This window comes from Bacillus sp. BS98 (genome assembly GCF_008432245.1).
GTDB lineage: Bacteria > Bacillota > Bacilli > Bacillales > Bacillaceae_G > Bacillus_A > Bacillus_A toyonensis.
This window is the reverse complement of sequence record NZ_CP043832.1, coordinates 248,281-268,609: the sequence shown is the minus strand read 5'-3', so window position 1 is coordinate 268,609 and position 20,329 is coordinate 248,281. Positions and strand designations below refer to the sequence as shown.

Sequence of the window (20,329 nt, the reverse complement as noted above, 5' to 3'; positions counted from 1 at the left end):
TCAGGCATTACATCTTACTATTTCATTCATTAGAACTTATATTAGTCATTTAAAATAAGGATTGATTAACAATCCTGTTTTTGCATTTTTGTAATTTCAGGAGATAATTTGCTTAGTTTTCAAATGGTAAGTTGTACATAAAACAGCTACTGTAATGAAAGTAGCTGTTTTATGTACAATTTATCTTCTATGCATTTGTAATAACGTTATCGTTAAATTTTCTAAGTTCCTATCATTTTTTATTTCTTCTATGACTTTTCCTTCCTTCATAAAGATTATCCGATCACCAATTTCAGCAGCTACATCCATCATATGTGTGGAGAAAATGATCATGGTACCATCTCTTTTTAAAGTCTTTAATATAGTTAAAAACTCATCTACCCAATACGGATCCAGGCCGTTTGTTGGTTCGTCTAATATCAAAATTTTAGGGTTACCAAGATACGCCTGCCCAAATAATAGCCTCTGTCTCATCCCTTTAGATAGTCTATGTAATCGTTCATTTTTTTTCTCATTTAAGCCTATTGATTCAATAACTGCCTGTACTTTGTCTTTTCCTATATTTCGAAAAGCAGCATAAAAGAATAAAAATTCTTGAACTGTCATATCTTGCTGTGCATGAAAATCATCTGGCATATAACCTATGTCACTCAAATACTGTTTTCTATCTTTCTGTAACTCTATATTCCCTAATTGAACAGTACCAGTTGTCGGTGTTGTAATTCCAGCGATTATATCAAGGAGCGTACTTTTCCCAGCTCCATTCCCACCACATAATACGATACACTCTCCTTGTTTACTTTGAAGTGAGATTGGAGATAATGCTATTTTCTTTTTATATCTTTTACAAACTTCTTTGAGGTTTAATACTGTCATTTTTTTCTTCTCCTCTCCATTTGCCACCCCGCCATAAACAAGAACACAGTTGTGTAGATAATGCAGTATATTAGTAGAATCCAAATAACAGCTTTACTTTGAAAAATTATGACCAACTGATCATATACTTGCCCAAATATTGCTCCACCACCTAGTTGAATTACAAATATAATTCGAAGAAATTCTGCTGGGTTGCAAAACAATAATATTTTTATTAATGGTGCAATCATTGAATATGGAACAAAATTAAGAACACTAATTAAAGCCGTTGGCCACATCATAATAAGAAAGAACCAAACTACGATACTTATGGCTAAAGCTTGCCATCTTGTTATAGAAAAAGAACCGATTGTTATTCCCAGTAATAAAAATAAAAAAATTAATAAAACAGAGAAGATATACGTTGCTACCACCCAAAACATATCAAAATTACTACCGTTTACTAAACCAATTATTATACTTACTCCAAAACTTATTGAAAAAATAGCTGTTTGCCCTATAAATTGGCCAATAGTTTTACCTATTACATATGAGGTACTCTTTAAAGGATACGTACATAAAAGTCTCCATTTCCCATTTTCCACCTCACCTGCAATAGAGAATGCTCCTATAATTAACATAAGTAAAGGTACAATATATAAAATAAGATTTACCATTGTCCCCGTTACATTAGTATAGCCTGCTAAAGCCGGGGTATTTCTTTCCATAACAAATATTAAAGAAAATATAGTTATCCAAAGAAACAAAAACATGTATGCAAGTTTACCCCTTACTGCACTACGCCATTCTGAATGTAATATATTCCACATAGCTATTCACCTCTCTAATGAAAAAGACAACCATAGTTGGCTGTCTTTTTCTCACTAATTTTTCATAGTATTAATCACTTATTAGTGAGAATGTCCACTACCATGATCTTTCTTTTCTTTTCCCATCATCTCTTTATTCATTTCCCATTTATGTTCTGCTAGTTCTTTAGAAGAAAGGATTTTCCCAGTATGTTTTTCTACAAAGCTGTCCGCATCTTTCTTTTCTTTAAAAGAAATTACATTATAAGCCATTGGTGTCTTAATTGATTTATCATATACATATGTAGCTTTATCCACTGCAACCCAATCTTTTGTAGTGTAATCTCTTACAAATTTCTCTTGTGTTTTTTCATTTTTATGTTCATCCATCCACTTATACATACAACCAATATCATCAAACTTTAGAGCTTTTCCATTTTCTAAAATAACCTCAGTTGCAAATTGATTATCCATTACTGCCATATTACACACATCACACTTATCATTTTTTTCATTAATAGCAACTGGTTTAGTTTCTTTCTTACCGCACCCTACTACGGCGAATACCATACATAAACAAATAGTAAATAACATATACTTAACTCTCATCAATTTTTCCTCCCTAAAATGAACAATATACTTCCCATTAGTAACAAACTTACACTTACAATCAAAATGTTATACTGAAACGCAACCTCCTCACCTTTTTGCGTAATACCTTTTGGTTCCATTCTAGATTCTTTGTCTACCAATAAAGATTGATCTGGAATTTTTATGAAACTTTGTAAAATACGCATCCCTGGTGATTGAAAGAACAACTGATATTCTGGAATATCTTGTGTTAACAAAAGAAAATAGGCATCTGCTTTATATGGAATGTTACTAATACCTGAACCGTCTATATCTACTTTTAAAGAAGCATCCCAATAATTTTTATAGATATTATTTTCTCTGCTTTGTGTAGCTTGTGATTCATTAACATTCCCTATCATTACATTTTGAGTAAATTCATTTTCACGGGTATCTTTAAATTGTAATCCGATAAAATTATGAAAAATTGAATTACTCATAATAGTATTATGCTTTGCCTTTTCTACATAAATACCTACTCTATTATTAGCAATCTCATTTTGTAAAATGTTTGTTTTTATTGCATCATAAAGTAATATACCTTGTGCATGAACATTACTTTTATTGTCAATAAAGCGATTTCCTACTACAGATGTTTCCTTTGTTCCCATAATCATAGCACCCGTTGTATTTTCTTTTGATAAATTTTTTTCAACAACAGTTCTATCAGAATACATAAGATGAATGCCATAACGAGACTGCCAGATTGTATTTTCCCTTATTGTATTATTGTCGCTTTGTTCTAAATAAATACCATCACGGACATTTCGGATTTTGATATTCTCTATCAGATTACGATTAGATTTCCATAAATCAATTCCATTAGCCCGTTTTTGTCCAACGATTGTACTGTTCTCAACTTTTATATTCCTAGCATCTTCTAGCTTAATCCCCATGTATGATGCGTTAATTTCCAATCCATTGATATAGTGTTTATCTCCCGATACTAATATTGCTGGCTGATCTGTATTATCATTACATTGTTCTATTTTCAAATCTTTGAGGATAATGTTTTCCTTATTTATTGTAATGACAGGATCTTTACCACAAGAGATTATTTTAGTATTTTTATCTCCTTGTATTGTAATCGGTTTCAATATTTTGATTGTTTCATTATAAACTCTACTCTCTAATGTAATTGTTTCATAAGGGGAAGCCGCGTCAATTTTTGATTGTAATGTAGACTCCGCATAAATACTTACTCCTGGAAAACAAAAAACTAAAAATAACAGAAGAGGAGAACAAAGCTTTTTCATATACAGTTCCCTTCTCTCAAAGCTATTAGCTATCACTATAGATGAGAATATCAATAATTTGTGTGAAATTTGTGAAAAATAAACGTAGTTTTTGTGATACATATAAAATTATATAAGAGTGACGTGGTTTGCGTTTACCCACCCACACACAAGAAGTGCATAATATAAATAGGGGTACCACTCCATGCCCTTCAAGATTAGATTTTGAAGTACCCCAAAACAAAAATTTTATCTCGCCACAATTGTCTCGGAGAATTCAGTTCATTTTTTCGTTTTGGGGTATTCGCTTTTCTTGGTTTGATGGTGATAAAGTTGTACCCATAAATCTAAACTACTTATCACATCCGAAAATCCAAATAAAAGGAATAAAAAATACTAACACGTTTAACATTATTCCGATTTTTGCCCAAATATTTTTATTTTCTATATATGATAAAACAGCTAGGATACATCCAATCACACAAAGAAATGTTGTTGAAAAAATCGAAGCTCCAAATAATGAAGTTAATATGATTCTGTATTTAACATTAATAAGACATATCATTAATAAAATAGGTATTAAAATTGATATGCTTATATTTATACTACTTTTTTTCATCATAATATCCCTTTCTAAAATAGCATATGAAGAGAGCGCAAATCGAAGGTTCTTTATAAGGTTACGGCCAGCATTCCGGAAAAACCCCACAAGTGAAATAAGAAATAAAAAGTCAATTTTATTTCTACATAAACTAGATTTTTCTAAACAAACATGTCTATTATCACATGCTATTACTTTGATATAAACATTTAAATGAAGACGGAATATTCCAACAACAATTACCTTTAACAATTTTAAAAATATAAATCATAAATATATGGTCTTCTTACATATATAATATAGAGCTTGTCTTATTAAATATTTAGTTATGTAAGAAGGGAGAATTCCCCTTGAAAAAAGTATTATTATTTGGAGACCCTGGTATAGATGATTCTTTGGCAATAATATACGGTTTATTGCATCCTGAAATTGAAATTGTCGGAATTGTTACAAGTTACGGAAATGTTACAAAAGAACAAACGACTCGAAATGCTGTTTACTTATTACAATTAGCTGGAAGAACAGATATCCCTGTTATAAGTGGTGCCTCTTTACCATTTCTTAATGGTTTCACTGCTTATTATCCAGAAATACATGGTGCAGAAGGACTTGGACCTATCCAACCACCAGAAAGTGTAGCATCAATTCCTATTCATAATTTTAGTCTAATTCTGTCAATTGTTGAAAAATATAAGGAAGAATTAACAATCGTTGATGTAGGTAGATCCACTTCTCTTGCAATCGCTTTAAACCTTTGGAAAGAAACAATGCAAAGCATAAAAGAAATATACATAATGTCGGGGGTATTTCTTCAACCAGGAAACGTCTCACCTGTAGCTGAAGCAAATGCATATGGTGATCCAGTTTCAACCCGGTTTGTAATTAATCAATCTAAAAATTTAACAATAATTCCTTTAAACGTAACAAATGCAGCTATTTTACTTCCAAATGAAGCGGAATATATTGCAGAACACACTACTACCCCATTTAAATCATTAATTAAACCAATTTATGATTATTATTTTAATGCCTACAAAAAATTAAACCCTAGTATTAAAGGCGCTCCTTTACATGATGTTGTTGCGATGAGTGCAATTGTCAATCCAGATTTTCTTCAATACATGTATCGAAAAGTAGAGATTGATTTAGAATCTTTAAGGGGACAGACTGTCGCAGATTTTCGACCAGGTGCAAAAGCTGAGGGAACTAGAATTGGATTAAAATTAAATCAAAAACAGTTTATTAAGAATTTCATGGAAATTATGATAGATAGAGGAACAAATTAGAAAATGAATTTACCCATTCGTATGTAAAGCAGGATGACATAATAAATTTTCTTTAAATAGTATACAATATACCTAAAAGGAGTATGTATGCATTTTTGTGTAGGATTTTTAAGATACTTAGTACTTACAATTGGGTGGATTTTTTTATTAATGATGTGGTATGCTATATTCTTTTTGTAAAACTCTACTATTTTATTCATACTATTCAAGAATCCTAAGAGACACAAAATGTGTCTCTTTTTTATGCACAACTAATTGGCCACCATTCAAAAAAAATGATACAGTTGAACTTAACTTGAACACATATCAATCAATTTCTTGATATGAAGGAAAATAATTAATATTTACCGAAATCATTTTACATGCTGAAAATAAAAGGAAGTATATATCATTTGGTCTAAAAATTATTTTGAAATGTAAAGGAGTGAGATTAAATGAGTATACATGAAGTTTTGATATCTAGAGCTAATACAGCTGTAGTAATGAAATCAGGAAATGATTCAACGGCTTTCATTGGGGGGAATCCTTTTAAAACAATTAATGGCGCCATAACAGCAATTAATGCAATAAGTGCCACTGGAATAACGATTTTTGTGTTTCCTGGAATCTACGATGAGACAGTAGTCATTCCAAATGGAAATTCATTAAGAGGGATTAGCTTGTTAACTGTAACGATTCGTCAACAGAATGTAACCTTGAATACAACTGTGTTAACAATGGGTGAAAATACAAGAGTTGAAGATATTACTGTACTATTAACTTCAATTAATCATGTCAATTTAACAGGGGTTGCTTTTCCGGGTACCACATCATTAACAGCTAGATTACGAAACGCAGTTGTAACAGTAGATAATTCAACTGCATCAACAAGCGGAACTTCCAATGTTTATGGTATTCATTCTTTTGGAACAGGAACTCCGGATGAAAGTATAAGTACAGTAAGAGCTTCCACAATAACGACTAGATCAATTGGTCTTGGAAATAAAAGAACATTATTAGTTAACACGAATCCACATAACTTTCATTGTCGTGATATTAATTTAATTACTACTAGTTCAGGTGGATCTGGATCATATATTGGTGCAGAAGTTAATCGGGCTGGAGCACAATTAAGTTTACGTTTAGCATCTATTCAAGGTCCTACTGCGGATATATCTCAAACTGCCGGAACTTTGGTTTTAAGTTCAACAAATCTTCAAAACTCAAATGCTAACAATTTTGGTTTTTCTACAATTTCACAACCTACATTCCTTGTTTGGGCAGATCCTGGTAGTTTACCAAATAGTGCGACTCGTTTTTATCGACCTGGGACGGCTGCCGTTTCAACTACAGAAGCCTTTCTACGATTAGGCCAAAAAGCAGTAATAAAATCTTTAGCAATTCAGGCCTTAACTGGACCTGGAGGTACAAACACGGTCACTTTGACAATTCGAAAAAATGGTATAGATACACCTCTTACTGTTTCACTAACTGGTACTCAAACTTCCAATATAAATAATGATATTTCGGTGACATTTCTAGTAGGTGATCGTATTTCACTAAAAGTAACGACAGGAGGTGCAAATGCTACAACAGATACTGTAGCTCAAGTTGAAATTTTTTAATATACATAGACCCTTAGTGTACAAGGAAACGTGAAAAAGACATTGTTGTTGCAAAATTGTATTCTTCTTATCTTAAACAGAAGAAGAAAAGCGTGAACAATATATTTATCGAGTTATGAGGTTTACATTCTCATTTAATGAATGTTTATAAAGTCATAGCGAAAATCATTCCTGATTACGCAGTAAAAAAAGACCTGAAGTTATATATCAGGTCCTTTTCAGGTCTTACTCTATACCAACTGCATCATAAGCTTTCGCTACAGCTTGTACTTCTTTTGAATTTTTACCATATAAATCTTCTGCGGCTTGAAGTGCAGCTTGGCGCATCATTTTAAAATCAGATTTTGCTGTTAAATATTTTGTAAGAGCACGATAGTAAATTTTTTCTGTAGCTTCGCGGCCAACGCCATTTACTTCCACACCGTAATGCCAGCCACCTTCCGACAATAAATATGCTGCTTTATTATTGATACTACTGTTAATATGAACACCGCCATTATCATATGGTCCAGGATAATATTTTCTATAATGATCTGGATAACCTTGAGTGGGTTCTAATGGATTGGGAATAGATGCAGGATGACTTAAGGATCGCATCGCATCCCCTGCTATATCTGGTGTATAAATATCTTCTCCCGCCTCCCAATCATCACGGTCTACCATCGCACCGAAAATATCCGAAAATGACTCGTTTAATGCACCAGACTCATCTTGATACTCTAAATTTGCTGTATGCTCTGTTACAGCATGTGTTAACTCATGAGCAACTACATCTAAGCTCGCTGAAAATGGAATAAACAGTTTTCCATCACCATCACCATACGCCATATACACACCGTTCCAACTAGCATTATTCCAGTTTTCTCCTACGTGAACAACAGAACGTAACTTCGCTCCTTTGTTATCATAGGAATTACGATTAAATGTTTTCTTATAATAGTCATATACTTTTTCTGCATTTGCATGTGCATCAACACCTGCTTTATCTTCAAAGAACTTGGATCTACTTTCAATTTCATAACCTGTATATCCCAGTCCTTTTGATGTTGAATCATAGGATTGTTTCAACAAATTTCTCCAATCAAACGTATAAACACCGTTTCCACGTTTACCATCAAATAAATGGAATGCACCTGTTTTTTCATTTTGAACAATTTCAAATGATTGTCTGTTTCCTAAAACACCATATCCAAAACCAGTAATATGATCGACCGCATTATATTTATTGATCACATTGCCATTTGTTGCATCTATAAAATAATGCCAGTAGCCTGGTGCTGGTTTTGAAACAGAGGCTTTTACAAGATAGGAAAGATAATATTGTCCATCTTTTTCATATACATATAAATCTTTCTTCATACCATCATAGTTATCTACTTTTCCAATCTCTTTCTCAATACCAGCTTTCGCAATATTTACAGCATCATCTTCTGAAATGCTTGCAGTTGATGGGATATTTTTATTTTCTAAATTCGGTATAACTTGTCCAAAAAATGCTTTCACATTATTATTTTTATCAAGTGCTACTGTTTGATCAGATCCATATACAGGAACACCATTATATTTTTCAATAAGCTTCACATGCGTTGTTTCTGCTTCTGTGTCTTTTTCTTCTTTAACGATTTCAAAATGTTTCTCCATATTTCCTGCTAATTTAAACATGTCTTTTTTACTCTTTAAATACTCGAACACAGTCTCTTTTTTATCTAGTCCTTCTGGTGCTTTCCACTCTTCCCCAATATAAGATGGTGTTTGAAATTCTTGGTTGTATTGAATCTTTTGCTCTGCTGCATATGTACGTGACGTTCCTAATGTCGCAAATGCACCTAAAGCCATAGATACAGCTAATGTTGAAGATAAAATCACCTTTTTCAAAATACCACTTCCCATCCCATTTTTTAACACTTTTACACAATTCTAGATATAATAGTAAATCGCCTCCTGTTTGAAATTATATAAAAACAAAACAGAAAATTCAGATATAAAACTTATAAACATTTCATGGTCATGCAAAAGACGTAAAATCATATGAGAACCAACTATTTGTACGGTATGGTCACAGTACCGTAGCCCACAAACCTATATAGTCTGTTGTGAGAGTGGTGATGGAACACCGCAGTCTTACACGTCAGCGATACTAGAAATAGACTTCGCCTTTGGTAGCAAGAATCCCACTGGCGTTAGTCAGCTTGTGCCTTTAGCCGTGGGAGTGTCAAAAAACGCTAAGTTGAATACAACAAAATTCTTGCAAATCTATAAAAATTAAAATTAGTGGTTCAGTTGCAAAGTTTACTAAATGAGTCTACACTCCATCGCTATCTGATGAGTATGCTATATTTGAAAAAGACCCCAATATACTTGTGACCATGTAAAAAAGCACCCTGTAAACAGGGTGCTTCATTTCTACCTAATGACTAATATTAGCAGTTGGGTATAAAGTTGTTCCTCCAATTGAAACTTTTATTTCATTTGTTAATGGAACATTTTGTTCATTAATAATTGTTCTCCACCATTCCCATGCAAGACCTGTACATTCTCTCGCTACGACTTTTACATTTTTTGAATTCGGTGGAAGCGGTATTACTGTAGAGTAATGAGCCGTTTTATCTTGGTTGTTTCCTTCCCAAGTTTTATGTGTTAATACTTCTTTCCCATTTTGATCATATGAAAATTCATCCCAAGATACATCAAATTGAGCAACATATGCACCGTAATGATCAAGCGTCATTTTCGCACTTGAATATTCTGTAGTTGTAGTCTCAATATAATCTGTATTGTTATGAACAGCAGCAGTTGCGTTATCTTTTAAGAAAGTGCTTGTATATGAAATTGGGTATGCTGGATTTTTAGAACTTAATTCTGCATTATCTTTAATAATATTTCGGATTTCATTAAAATCTTTTGTAACAACTTTGTTATGCTCTTTTGCATCTCCGCCTAATACGACAGCGGTAAAGGTACTTTCTTCAAAAATATCTTTGTACTGTCCACTTGCTTCAACGCCTTGACCCTTAATTAGAGCTTTAAAAGCAGATTGTACATCTTTACTTTTTGATGATGTTTCTAATTTTACATAAACGGTTCTACCATAGGCTACATTTGACACCATAACAGGCGGAGCCGTATTACTTACCCCTTTACGAGTCAACTCATCAAACGTAACACTGTTATCAAAAAGATCAGATGGATTGTTAGGTAGTTCAGCACTTACGGTATAAAATATTTGCTTATATGCCGCAACCATCACTTTTTTCTCTCCATTTGCAACGGCATTAAAGTCAATGTTTAGGCTGTTATCAAGATATTTAGCGTTAACATTAAGAGCGCTTGCGATTTGTGATTTACTATACACCATAGATTCTGTATACTGCATTCTTGCAGGTAACGAATGTGTTGATGCATACTTCTCATTCCAAGTAGACACTAAATCATCTACTGCTCCAGATACATTACCATATGTCGGATTTTGGACAGATATCGTATTTTCTTTTCTCATTCCAGGTAAGTCTATACTAATATTTATAGGTTTTCTCTTAGCCACTAATAGACTAGGTTGATTATCGGTAAAAGCTTTATTTGCAAGTTGTACTGCTCCTGGATACGTACGATTAGCCACAGAATCAATAATTGAAATATCCACAGGTGAAGTTGTAAGTGATTTTTTCTCACGTTCCACTACTACAAATTTACCATTTGAATTTGTACTTTCTTTCGGAACAAAACTCTCTACTTTATCCCCATTTACTGCTAAAATATCTCTACTATCATACTTTAAATTTGCTATACCAGTATCAATGCCAATAGCTTGTTTGGGTGCATTAGCTGAATTACTTTTAGGTGTTTCCGCTAATGAAATAGATGAATAATTAATAGTGCAAAAGCCGATTATTAAACTTGCTAGTAATTTTTTTCCTTTTGTATTTCTTGTAGTCTTCATAAAAATCAACTTCTTCCTTTTTTCGTATTAAGGTATAATCATTATTTATAAATAATTGCTAAATATTGAACTTACATAAATGCTTTTAAAAGTTCTTGAATTAATGGGAGTACTCCACCTATAAATTTTAAAATTATCATATTATTTCCGCCCCTTTTGTTGTTGCTAAGATGTGATTTATCTTTATACTCTCATTATAGTAAGCGCTTACAATTCTATCAATACATTTTCATATGTAATATTGCATATTAATAGTGTTAAAGGAACTTTACTCACACAAATAATCTGTATATCAATTCATCTTTGATATACAGATCATTTGTATTATAATTTTTATAAATAATTGCTAAATAGTGAATTTACATAAATGCTTTTAGAAGTTCTTGAACTAATGGGATTGCTCCACCGATAAATTTTAAAACTGCCATTGCGATTTCCATATTATTTCCTCCTCTTTTGTTAGTACTAGGATGTGATTAATCTTTATACCCTTATTATAGTAAGCGTTTACATTTGTAACAATACATTTCTGTATGCAATATTGCATATTTATACGTTTAGACAAAAATTATACCTCTATTAGTCATTCTTTAATGTTACCATAGCGAGGTGAGAGTCTTTAAGGGTTCTTCTTAATAGGAGGAAATATGGAAAGAGTACAAGAGATTTACAGTAATCTAAAATTTAAGAGTTGGGTTAAACAGGTATTAGCTGTAGGCGGAATGGTAGGGTTCTGCTACTTTGTGTTATATGTTTTCTGTTTCTTATTTGATATGTAAAAATTATACGACTACACTAGTGGAGTCTTGCCTAGAGAGGTAAGGCTCTCTTGTTGTACTTGAGATGAACAAACTGCATACAATAACTTCTTAGGTTCGTCAGATTACTCTGTATGGTGCCTTGTTCCTCTATGTTCTAGAACCAGTAACTCCTATCATTGAAAGTAAATAAACATCCATTTAAAAGCTTCCATTTATATTGAAAAAATAATTGTATTGATAAAAATGTACTTTTACTAGATACATATTAAAAAGACAAGCATAAGTTATATTACATTTTGGTATTTTTATATACACTCATTCCTATATAGCCATATAAGTATAATATATTAAAAATAATTTAAATGCAAGAATACTAGTAGTGGAACCGCCAGCATTTCGGAAAAAAACCACGCTAAGCAAAAAATACAATAAGCTGTCCATATGGACAGCTTATTTACATAATCATCGTTAGCAGCAGTCAATGAATCTATAAGTTTACAGTTAATCGTTTCTGAAATCGTATGATTCCTCAGGAACATTTAACGTATGTCCGTTAATAATTACTGTATCTTTGTCTTTCCAGACAATCTTTGCTGTATCCTCTTGGTAATTCCAATATACATTCTTTGTCTTGAAATATTTACGATGATTAAATACTAACTCTCCTCTAACAGCAAAACTCGTTGCCGCTTCACCGTTTATTACGTAAGCTTTGAATGTATATGTTCCGTCAGGAGACTGTTTTTCAGCAATCTTTTCACCTGTCGGTAATCGATCCATACTGAAAAACGCCCAATACACTCCGTATACGAACAAACCAACTATACAAAATAATACAATTAACGATTTTCGTTTGGTTTTCTTAATTTCTTTTTTAATTTCTTTCTTTGTAAAATTTATGTTTTATCTCCCATTAATGATTTTCATAGCAAACCCCTCCTCCAGTTTAGAAGGGAGCTTATATTAACTGCTTATGTACAACAGTATGTAGCATCGCTAAAGGCATCTTCAGGAATATATACTTTACCATCTCTTATTTCATACGGAATGTTATTTCTTTTTAGTTTAGCTGTATCAACAGTATCAACAGTGCTACCCCACTGTTGTAAGTCACCGTTGTACTTTTGACAAGCAAGTAACACTAAAAGAGCTGTAAAACATAAAAGTAGTTTTCTAAAACGATGTTTTTTCATAATAATCCTCCTCTTCCTTGATTGTATCATTCGGGAGAAGTGATTTGTCATGAAAATTGGATGTATATTCCATACACGGCCGGTTAACATAACGTCCTTTATTTTTAGTAAGAAAAAGCCGGATTCTTACTCTCACAAGGAATCCGGCTTTTTCTTTTTCTATGGCTACATGCATTTTTTATACATTCCTATCCTGGCGCGGTTTTAGGATTCTTGTTTATTACTGGATTATCCGAAAAGTTGTATAAAATCTTGCATACTCTTAGCATGGTCTTTTTCCGAAATGCTGTCGAGACCGAGCCCCTTTTAATGTATAAAGAAAAGTCACCTTAAGGTGCCTTCCTCCGACTTGAACCACTTTAATTTTAATACTATGGTTCCAAGTTTAAAAACTATAGGGACTTCTCCTTTGAGCTGTGTAAGTAGTTTTTAAGAAATTATGAATGGTTATCTTCGTTTTCAAAATACTCTTTTTTAATTATTTGTAATTTGTTTTCGTTTTTTGTTAATTCAAATATAAATAATGCTGTTTTCATGTTATTAGCAACATTTTCGTCATTAGATTGGTTAAGCTTTAATAGGTTTGAACCTTTTCCATAGTACAGTTCACCCAATAAGTATAAAGTATTTAAATTAATAGCTAATTGGATGCCCTTATCAATGTATTTTATTGCCTCTTCGTATTGACATGTGGAACTTAAACATTTTGATAAATTATAAATGATCTTTAATCTAATTTCTTTATCTCTAGGAAAATCTAACTTATTAAAATTAGTTAAACATCTTCTTAATATATTAATACTTTTTTTGTATTCTTTGTTTTCTGCATAAAATATAGCCATTGTCTGCATAATATCTATTTCTCTTTCTGATAAACAATCAGCATTGGTTAAAGTTAGTTTTAATGCATGATTTAAAAGAGTTAAAGCCGATTTTATTGAGTTATTCACACGATATATGGCAATTGCTTCATGCCATACTAGAAATTGTTTATCTTCTGTTGATTGGAAATTGTTTTCGTTTTTCTCTTTTTTTACTATTTCATAAAGTTCTTTATATTGATGTTGCCTTATGCAATCTTTAATTACACTTTTTACATTTTCTACATATTTTAATTTTTTATTTTGAGTTATTGCAAATATATTATTTGGATCTATACCAAGTCTTTCTGATAATTGATATAACAATATGCTAGATGGATAAATCATACCTTTTTCTATCTTGCTAATTTGACTTTGTGAACATATTCCATGACATAATTCGGATTGTGATATATTTTTTTTAATTCGAAGTTCTTTAATGGTAATACCCAAATCGTTAAATTCCATTTTTCCCCCTACTATTTAGCGCTGTATTAGTATAAGAATATTCTCCACCCTTAATGTAATGTAAAATTAATATAGTTGCAATTATTGGTTAATTAATATTGCATATATTAGTCTATGTTTTTCGGTACTCGTAATTGCAGTAATTATTTTTGTTGTTATGATTATGAGGCAATAGATGTTCCATCAAGAAGGAATTATTATAGGAAACAGGATACTGAGTAATATACATAAGAACCTCACCATTTCCATAGGATGGCGAGGCTTTTTAATGTACAAAAGAAAAGACACCCTAAGGTGCCTTCCTCCGAATTGAACTACTTTAATAATATATATTGGAACCCCATCCAAATATTATTTTACCATGTTACATTATTTTGTTCATTGATGGGGATCATCATATCGCCATCAACTTAGGATTACCTACTACCTTTCATTGTATATTTTGGGGTTACTTGAGGTTTACATTTATTAAAAAAAGTACTCGTATGAGTACTTTTTCTTACCATAATATTTAACTTTAATTAGGAAAGGATTGTCCACTTTAAAAGATAATATATTTATTTATATTTCAGATCGAAAGGTTTTACCTAACTGGTTACCAAGACCAAAATAATGACGGAAATTATATATAAGTGGGCTCCATTTATTTGGGTCAATATGATTTTCTTCTAGAATGATTTCCTTATGAGCGTGTACATGTATAGCTTGTGTCTCAACAATTGCAAAATCAGGAGAATAATCAGGAATTCGAATATGTTTCACCCTTGCCTCAATTTGAATTGGACACTCCATAATTCGAGTAGGTTTTACCGATTTAGACTCAGTAGGTGTTAATTTACTAATATCATATTTTTCTTTTTCATATGTAAATCCATTCTTTTTCTTATAATCTGGAACGGGATTTTTCCCTGTATAGGGGGCTAATTGTTCAACATTCTCCCATAATGAAGGACTCGGAACATTGATTACACATTCAGGATGTCGTTCTAAATTTTCGATAGCTTTCCCGCCAAGTCCAATTCCTAATATAATACAATCTCCTAATACCCATGATGATGACATAGGGCTGATGTTTACTGTTCCATCTTCATTTAGTGAATTTAGTAAAATCACAGGAGTTCCGTAGTATAGAATTTTAGGTTTAATAGTCTCTGTGTTTGAAACCTGAGCCATTTTTTTCATCTTTATTTCTCCTCCTATTCATATGTTCTTCCTTATTTATTGTAGAATATAAACATTTCGATTATCATCGAAATATGGATTACATTAGGGGGAAATTAAAATGAACGCAAATCCAAATGTAGCAATGATTGCTACTCTTGTGAGTGAAGCTTCTCGTGCAGCAATATTAACAGTCTTATTAGATGGTAGATTCCACCCTGCAAGCGAATTAGCATATATGGCAGGAATCAAACCACAGACGGCTAGTTTCCATTTGACAAAAATGGTCGATGCGAATGTAGTTATAGTTGAAAAACAGGGGAGACATCGATATTATGGAATTCGAAATCCGGAAGTTGCTCAAGTTATGGAGTCATTTTTATCAATAGCTCCACCCATTGAAATTAAATCATTAAAACAGGCTTCGGAAGATAAAGCGATGCGTTTTGCAAGAACATGTTATGATCATCTTGCGGGAAATTTAGGAGTACAATTAACAGATTCTTTAATTAAAATAGGTGTTATTTATGAAGAAAAGGACGGGTTTACTGTTACTGAAAAAGGGGAGTCATTCTTTACAAATTTTCAAATTGATCTTGAAAGGGTTAAGAAAAAGCGTCGTTCATTTACACACAAATGTTTAGATTGGAGTGAAAGACGTCACCACCTTGCGGGAGCATTAGGAAATGCCCTTCTAGAAAGACTATTAGAACTAAATTGGGTTCAACGTTTACCTAAAACAAGAGCAATAAAAATCACTTCTGACGGGAAAAAGGGACTAAAAGAAACATTTTCTTTTGATATTACAAACAACTAAGTTTTGAATATAAAACGGCCGATTTAGTCTTAAAGGGATTAAAGTCGGCTATTTTGTGTTGAAATTTGCTTAACGTGGGTTTTTTCCGAAATACTGGCGGTACCCATTAAATAGCAAGTGTCGAGATCGCTTGTTTATAGATTAGTTGTTGTTTACCATGAACCATCATTAGGACGGTAAATTTATCTGTTGCAAGAATCTTCCCACGTACTGGAACGCCATTCTTTAAAAATACAGTAACTTCTCCTTTTTTCTCTTTCAATTGTTCATACATATCTTCTTGTAAGTTATACATGAAATGCGCCCCCTATTTTTAGCTACTTTTCTTTTAATACTTTCTACCTTCCATTGTGGTCTATTTGTATTTCCCATTCACCTTCTATTTTTCCAAACCATTTTCCTATTTTGCTTACATTAGATAATAAGATCCTCATGATTCAACTCCTTGCCTTTTAGATGCTTATGAACACAATATATACATTTGGAACGATGTTAATTTTTCATATAGGATACCGTCATATTGATATAAAGGCGTTATCCTTTCCTATGATTTCTCAGAAAGAATAACACCTTTTTCTTTTTAGCGGGTATTTTGTCTAGTTAGCTTGATAGCGATGTGGTTCTACCACTTATAAATATTACAAAAATCTTTCAACTGGCTCTAACTTGCACAATGCTTCCCGTTAATATAATACGCTGATTCTGTGAAAACCGTAAATACAACCTCTACTTCTGGAAGCCCAAAATCCATTACATATGTAGTAATGGCCTTGGCAAATCGATTACGAATTTCCTGTCCACGCTCGAACCATTTCACCTCAATAAGAGGAAACGCTTCTATTTCTTCTCCATTGAATACAAACGTAGAACTTGGTAGTTCCAACGTAAAATTATCCGTACCACACTCACAAATCTCTGCGAGCTCTTCTACTAATGGCTTGCTTATGTGTTTTAATTGTTCAGTAGTAATTCCACGAAACACAACATGCGGCATGTGAATCCCTCCGTTAGATAGCTTTATATTTGCTCACATCATAGCATAATTTATTTTGCTGCACTAGAATCTATTAATACATTTCAATGACATTCTTAAGAATGATCATATGTTATTGAAGCAATACAAGTATTGTAACTATTTAAAACATGTAAGAAATTGGTTATTGGGTAAATATGCCTTATCATTCTCCCTGTAAGGAGGCATGAGGGGGACCTCTATTAGGAAAGGGATGGTGCGCTTATATATTTTTTTAAAAAAAGACACCCTAAGGTGCCTTCCTCCGACTTGATAACCACTTTAATTTTAATAACATTGGATTCCCATCCGAATATTATTTTACCACGTTAAGTAATGTTGGTTATTGAGAAAGTCAAATACGTAGTGTTCATATATAGTGACCCCTAGGATCAAACAAGATTTAATACAGTTTTTTGGTGGATCCAAAAACAAACGAGAAACCTAAAACCGCGCCAGAATGGGAATGTATGAAAAAATGCATAGGTCCATAGAACGAAAAAAGGAGGTTCCCTTGAGAGAGTAGGGTTCCTCCTTTTCCTTGCTACTGATAATAATGTGTTATGTAAATTAGCAATGAATAGAATATACAATTTCATCGTGGTATTTTAATTATATAATAATATTAGAAAGTAGGTACGGAGTTTGAAAAAATGGATTTTGTTAAATGAACAAGAATATGAGAATGTTTGGGATAGATTTTATGATGAATTTGCTTTTAATCCTAATATTGATGGTGACCAATCATTTAAATTTTCTTGTCCATATATTACTTATGATTTACCTAATTATTTTGAAGGAAAATGGACTGATGACGATGATTATATTTTTGATCATATATTATTGGAAGCTCTTATTTTATGTACCGAGAAACATGAATATATATATGCGTTAGATTGGCAGCATGCTGGCTACTGGATGAATCCTAGTTTAAATTTAAATCTAAACGAAGATGATCATCAATGGAAAATCCCATTTTTTCCGGATGGAGATTATTATTTCTTTTTGCAAAAAGACTTTAAGTGGGGTTATTTAGGGCATCCATGGGAAAAAGTTATTTATATTTTCGGAGAAGAATTAATCAAGAATTTCAAAGAATTAAGGGCTAGTAGATTAAAAAAGACCAATGTTGAACTACCCCCACTTTCACTTCGTTTAGAAGAGGGAGATTCCTAAGTAAAGAGTTCTATCGAACTCTAATTTATTAGGCTATCACCACAGTCCTTGCGGTTAGAAGCCTTATCGCTTCATTCTTTAGATTGATACTTGCGTTAATATCCCTATCATGGTGTGTACGACAAGAAGGGCAGTCCCATTTACGTAGGTTTAGATTTTTAACGTCTTTGTTTTGATATCCACAAAAAGAACATAATTGGCTGGAAGCAAATGTTTTCGATACGACAATGATTTGTTTGCCGTACCATTTTGCCTTATATTCCAACATAGTTCGAAACTGAGACCATGATACCTCACTAATGGCTTTTGCTAACTTATGATTCTTTAACATATTCGATACTTGCAAATCCTCTATACCGATAACATCGTGGTTTTTGATAATTTCAGTCGAGATTTTGTCCAAGTAATCTTTTCTAGCATTTGTCATGTATTCTAGCTACTTTTACTCGTTGTTTATTCCAGCGAGAAGACCCTTTCATTCTTCTAGAAAGAACACGCTGTGCTTTTGCCAACTTCTCTTCTAATGATCGAAAAAATTTCGGATTTTTATAGGTTGTTCCATCTGACAAAATGGCGAAATCTTTTAGTCCCACATCCATTCCAATGTAAGAATGTGTTTTCGGAAGTTCTTGCACTTCTGTTTCGACTAACAATGACACAAAGTATCTGCCAGAAGGGTTCCGTCTAACTGTAGCATTTACAATACGTCCCTTTACTTCACGACTTTTAGCAAATCGAACAAGACCTAGTTTTGGCAATTTTATTTTGTTTCCTACAACGGCAATGTTTTCATTTGTTTGTTTTGTTGTGTAAGATTGTACGTTGTTTTTCTTAGATTTGAAACGCGGGGCATTGTTTTGTTTTTTGAAAAGGCGTGTATAAGCATCCGCAAGGTTGCGAACAGACGACTGAATCGCAATACTATCCACTTCTTTTAGCCAAACAAACTCTTTCTTCATGGCAGGAAGTTTGGCAGAGCATGTACCATATGTCAAACCTTTTCCTGTTTCTTTGTATGCATGATCCCATAGAGATAGGAAATGATTGAATACAAAACGAGAACAGCCAATCGTTTTATTAACTAGGGTCGCTTGTGCTTGATTTGGATAGATACGAAATTTATATGCTTTATTGATCATCATTCGTTTCACCCCCATTTCAATATGTGTCTATCATACAACAAACGTACATTCGATAGGTAGTAAAGTAACAGTTTATGTATGCCGAACAATTAAGGTGGCTTCCTGCCCTCCCTTGTTCGAAGCCAATTCATCTCCCACCTACTCACTTCGCGTTCCTTGAGGAAGGAGTCTTCTTGGCTAAAATGATAAAGTATAAATTTCACTTCCCATATGGACAGCTTATTGTATTTTTTGCTTAGCGTGGTTTTTTTCCGAAATGCTGGCGGTACCCCACATAATAATATATACAGAATTCACTAGTAAGATATACTCTTGTTAGAAATGCGACAAGAGTGGGAGTGAGGCTATATCATACCTTACATGATCTCTGGTGTATTTAATGAACATCCACGTGTCGCCATGGCTTACCGTGATAGCGCCGATCGTGACAAATTCTTAGATTTTTATGACAAGGTAACATCACCCGAAGTCACTCTGGCTCCAGCATCGAAATAGGTTAGATTGCTAAAGGTACCTCTATTGTTTCTCGTAGACGAAGCATACACTTCTCAAACATGCCCTTGTTGCCAAAGAAGAAAGAAAGTGCGGACACGTAACTACGTTTGTGTGTACGGCTACGAAGAACACTGGGACATTCACGGTGCCCGCAACATTTTGGCAAAAGAACTGTACGGAAAGATGTGTCATATCCCGGAAGAAACGAAGAGAAAGTATTTGTGGATTGCGTAAGCAAAAAGTAGTAGACGGTGTGTTCCCACCCTTCTGCATGTGCAGAAGTTACT

General features: G+C 32.9%; 19 protein-coding genes and 3 pseudogenes. 7 read left to right on the top strand and 15 right to left on the bottom strand.

Translation table 11 applies throughout. The features are described 5' to 3' along the window. Positions 1-180: 180 nt before the first annotated feature. The 5 genes from F0362_RS29870 to F0362_RS31190 form a co-directional block, all read right to left on the bottom strand. Positions 181-876, bottom strand: a complete 696-nt coding sequence (locus F0362_RS29870) for an ABC transporter ATP-binding protein (protein WP_000217363.1) — start codon at positions 874-876, stop codon at positions 181-183. Continuing rightward, on the bottom strand, positions 873-1,685 hold the full coding sequence (locus F0362_RS29865) for an ABC transporter permease (RefSeq protein ID WP_000267183.1): 813 nt from the start codon (positions 1,683-1,685) through the stop codon (positions 873-875). The genes F0362_RS29870 and F0362_RS29865 overlap by 4 nt, the downstream gene beginning before the upstream one ends. An 81-nt stretch (positions 1,686-1,766) precedes the next feature. Then, positions 1,767-2,273: a nitrous oxide reductase accessory protein NosL gene (locus F0362_RS29860; RefSeq protein ID WP_001264234.1), complete on the bottom strand. Its 507-nt coding sequence runs from the start codon at positions 2,271-2,273 to the stop codon at positions 1,767-1,769. Beyond that, positions 2,273-3,550 (bottom strand): right-handed parallel beta-helix repeat-containing protein, encoded by a 1,278-nt coding sequence (locus F0362_RS29855; RefSeq protein WP_000732097.1) that lies wholly within the window; start codon positions 3,548-3,550, stop codon positions 2,273-2,275. Before F0362_RS29855 ends, F0362_RS29860 begins: the two co-directional genes overlap by 1 nt. Positions 3,551-3,881: 331 nt before the next feature. After that, the gene (locus F0362_RS31190; protein ID WP_225988031.1) at positions 3,882-4,151 is read right to left on the bottom strand and encodes an amino acid carrier protein; all 270 of its coding nucleotides are present in this window, start codon (positions 4,149-4,151) and stop codon (positions 3,882-3,884) included. 329 nt (positions 4,152-4,480) lie between these two features. On the opposite strand from F0362_RS31190, the gene F0362_RS29845 reads away from it, so the two are divergent. Beyond that, positions 4,481-5,416, top strand: coding sequence for a nucleoside hydrolase (locus tag F0362_RS29845; RefSeq protein WP_000756793.1), 936 nt, complete (start codon positions 4,481-4,483; stop codon positions 5,414-5,416). A 434-nt stretch (positions 5,417-5,850) separates the two neighbouring features. Further along, positions 5,851-7,020, top strand: coding sequence for a pectinesterase (locus F0362_RS29840; RefSeq protein WP_000022066.1), 1,170 nt, complete (start codon positions 5,851-5,853; stop codon positions 7,018-7,020). A 225-nt stretch (positions 7,021-7,245) separates the two neighbouring features. Here the strand turns inward: F0362_RS29840 and F0362_RS29835 are convergent, their stop codons facing one another. From F0362_RS29835 to F0362_RS31185, 3 genes and pseudogenes are all read right to left on the bottom strand, one after another. Then, a complete protein-coding gene (locus F0362_RS29835; RefSeq protein WP_002156563.1) occupies positions 7,246-8,895 on the bottom strand; it encodes a M4 family metallopeptidase in 1,650 nt (549 codons plus the stop codon). Between the two features lie 532 nt (positions 8,896-9,427). Next, positions 9,428-10,966: a thiol-activated cytolysin family protein gene (locus F0362_RS29830; RefSeq protein ID WP_097861346.1), complete on the bottom strand. Its 1,539-nt coding sequence runs from the start codon at positions 10,964-10,966 to the stop codon at positions 9,428-9,430. Between the two features lie 350 nt (positions 10,967-11,316). Continuing rightward, positions 11,317-11,504, bottom strand: a pseudogene (locus F0362_RS31185) (hypothetical protein). Between the two features lie 100 nt (positions 11,505-11,604). On the opposite strand from F0362_RS31185, the gene F0362_RS31320 reads away from it, so the two are divergent. Then, the gene (locus tag F0362_RS31320) at positions 11,605-11,736 is read left to right on the top strand and encodes a hypothetical protein (RefSeq protein ID WP_000442770.1); all 132 of its coding nucleotides are present in this window, start codon (positions 11,605-11,607) and stop codon (positions 11,734-11,736) included. 483 nt (positions 11,737-12,219) lie between these two features. On the opposite strand, the gene F0362_RS29820 is transcribed toward F0362_RS31320, so the two are convergent. The 4 genes from F0362_RS29820 to F0362_RS29795 form a co-directional block, all read right to left on the bottom strand. Next, positions 12,220-12,618 carry a DUF5412 domain-containing protein gene (locus tag F0362_RS29820; protein ID WP_149890207.1) on the bottom strand — a complete coding sequence of 133 codons (399 nt, stop codon included), beginning with the start codon at positions 12,616-12,618 and terminating at the stop codon, positions 12,220-12,222. 71 nt (positions 12,619-12,689) lie between these two features. Next, the gene (locus F0362_RS29815; RefSeq protein WP_149890206.1) at positions 12,690-12,911 is read right to left on the bottom strand and encodes a hypothetical protein; all 222 of its coding nucleotides are present in this window, start codon (positions 12,909-12,911) and stop codon (positions 12,690-12,692) included. A 437-nt stretch (positions 12,912-13,348) separates the two neighbouring features. Continuing rightward, on the bottom strand, positions 13,349-14,239 hold the full coding sequence (locus F0362_RS29800; RefSeq protein WP_000395463.1) for a helix-turn-helix domain-containing protein: 891 nt from the start codon (positions 14,237-14,239) through the stop codon (positions 13,349-13,351). Positions 14,240-14,800: 561 nt separating this feature from the next. After that, a complete protein-coding gene (locus F0362_RS29795; protein WP_000738043.1) occupies positions 14,801-15,421 on the bottom strand; it encodes a flavin reductase family protein in 621 nt (206 codons plus the stop codon). Between the two features lie 100 nt (positions 15,422-15,521). Between F0362_RS29795 and F0362_RS29790 the strand changes: the two genes are divergently transcribed. Then, the gene (locus F0362_RS29790) at positions 15,522-16,217 is read left to right on the top strand and encodes an ArsR/SmtB family transcription factor (RefSeq protein ID WP_070172723.1); all 696 of its coding nucleotides are present in this window, start codon (positions 15,522-15,524) and stop codon (positions 16,215-16,217) included. Between the two features lie 106 nt (positions 16,218-16,323). Here the strand turns inward: F0362_RS29790 and hfq are convergent, their stop codons facing one another. Then, positions 16,324-16,512 (bottom strand): RNA chaperone Hfq, encoded by a 189-nt coding sequence (hfq, locus tag F0362_RS29785; RefSeq protein WP_000282532.1) that lies wholly within the window; start codon positions 16,510-16,512, stop codon positions 16,324-16,326. A gap of 366 nt (positions 16,513-16,878) precedes the next feature. Next, the gene (locus F0362_RS29780) at positions 16,879-17,211 is read right to left on the bottom strand and encodes a DUF1904 family protein (RefSeq protein WP_098009826.1); all 333 of its coding nucleotides are present in this window, start codon (positions 17,209-17,211) and stop codon (positions 16,879-16,881) included. A 663-nt stretch (positions 17,212-17,874) separates the two neighbouring features. Between F0362_RS29780 and F0362_RS29775 the strand changes: the two genes are divergently transcribed. Further along, positions 17,875-18,405, top strand: coding sequence for a DUF2716 domain-containing protein (locus tag F0362_RS29775; RefSeq protein ID WP_000758863.1), 531 nt, complete (start codon positions 17,875-17,877; stop codon positions 18,403-18,405). Positions 18,406-18,433: 28 nt separating this feature from the next. Here F0362_RS29775 and tnpB read toward each other — a convergent pair. Beyond that, positions 18,434-19,547: pseudogene (tnpB, locus tag F0362_RS29770) on the bottom strand (IS200/IS605 family element RNA-guided endonuclease TnpB). 312 nt (positions 19,548-19,859) lie between these two features. Here tnpB and F0362_RS31180 point away from each other — a divergent pair. Together F0362_RS31180 and F0362_RS29760 are read left to right on the top strand one after the other, a co-directional pair. Beyond that, positions 19,860-20,042, top strand: a pseudogene (locus F0362_RS31180) (nucleoid-structuring protein H-NS); the annotation flags it as partial. Between the two features lie 6 nt (positions 20,043-20,048). Next, entirely contained in the window at positions 20,049-20,276 is a 228-nt protein-coding gene (locus tag F0362_RS29760; RefSeq protein WP_333563968.1) for a zinc ribbon domain-containing protein, read from the top strand. The last annotated feature ends 53 nt before the right edge of the window (positions 20,277-20,329 follow it).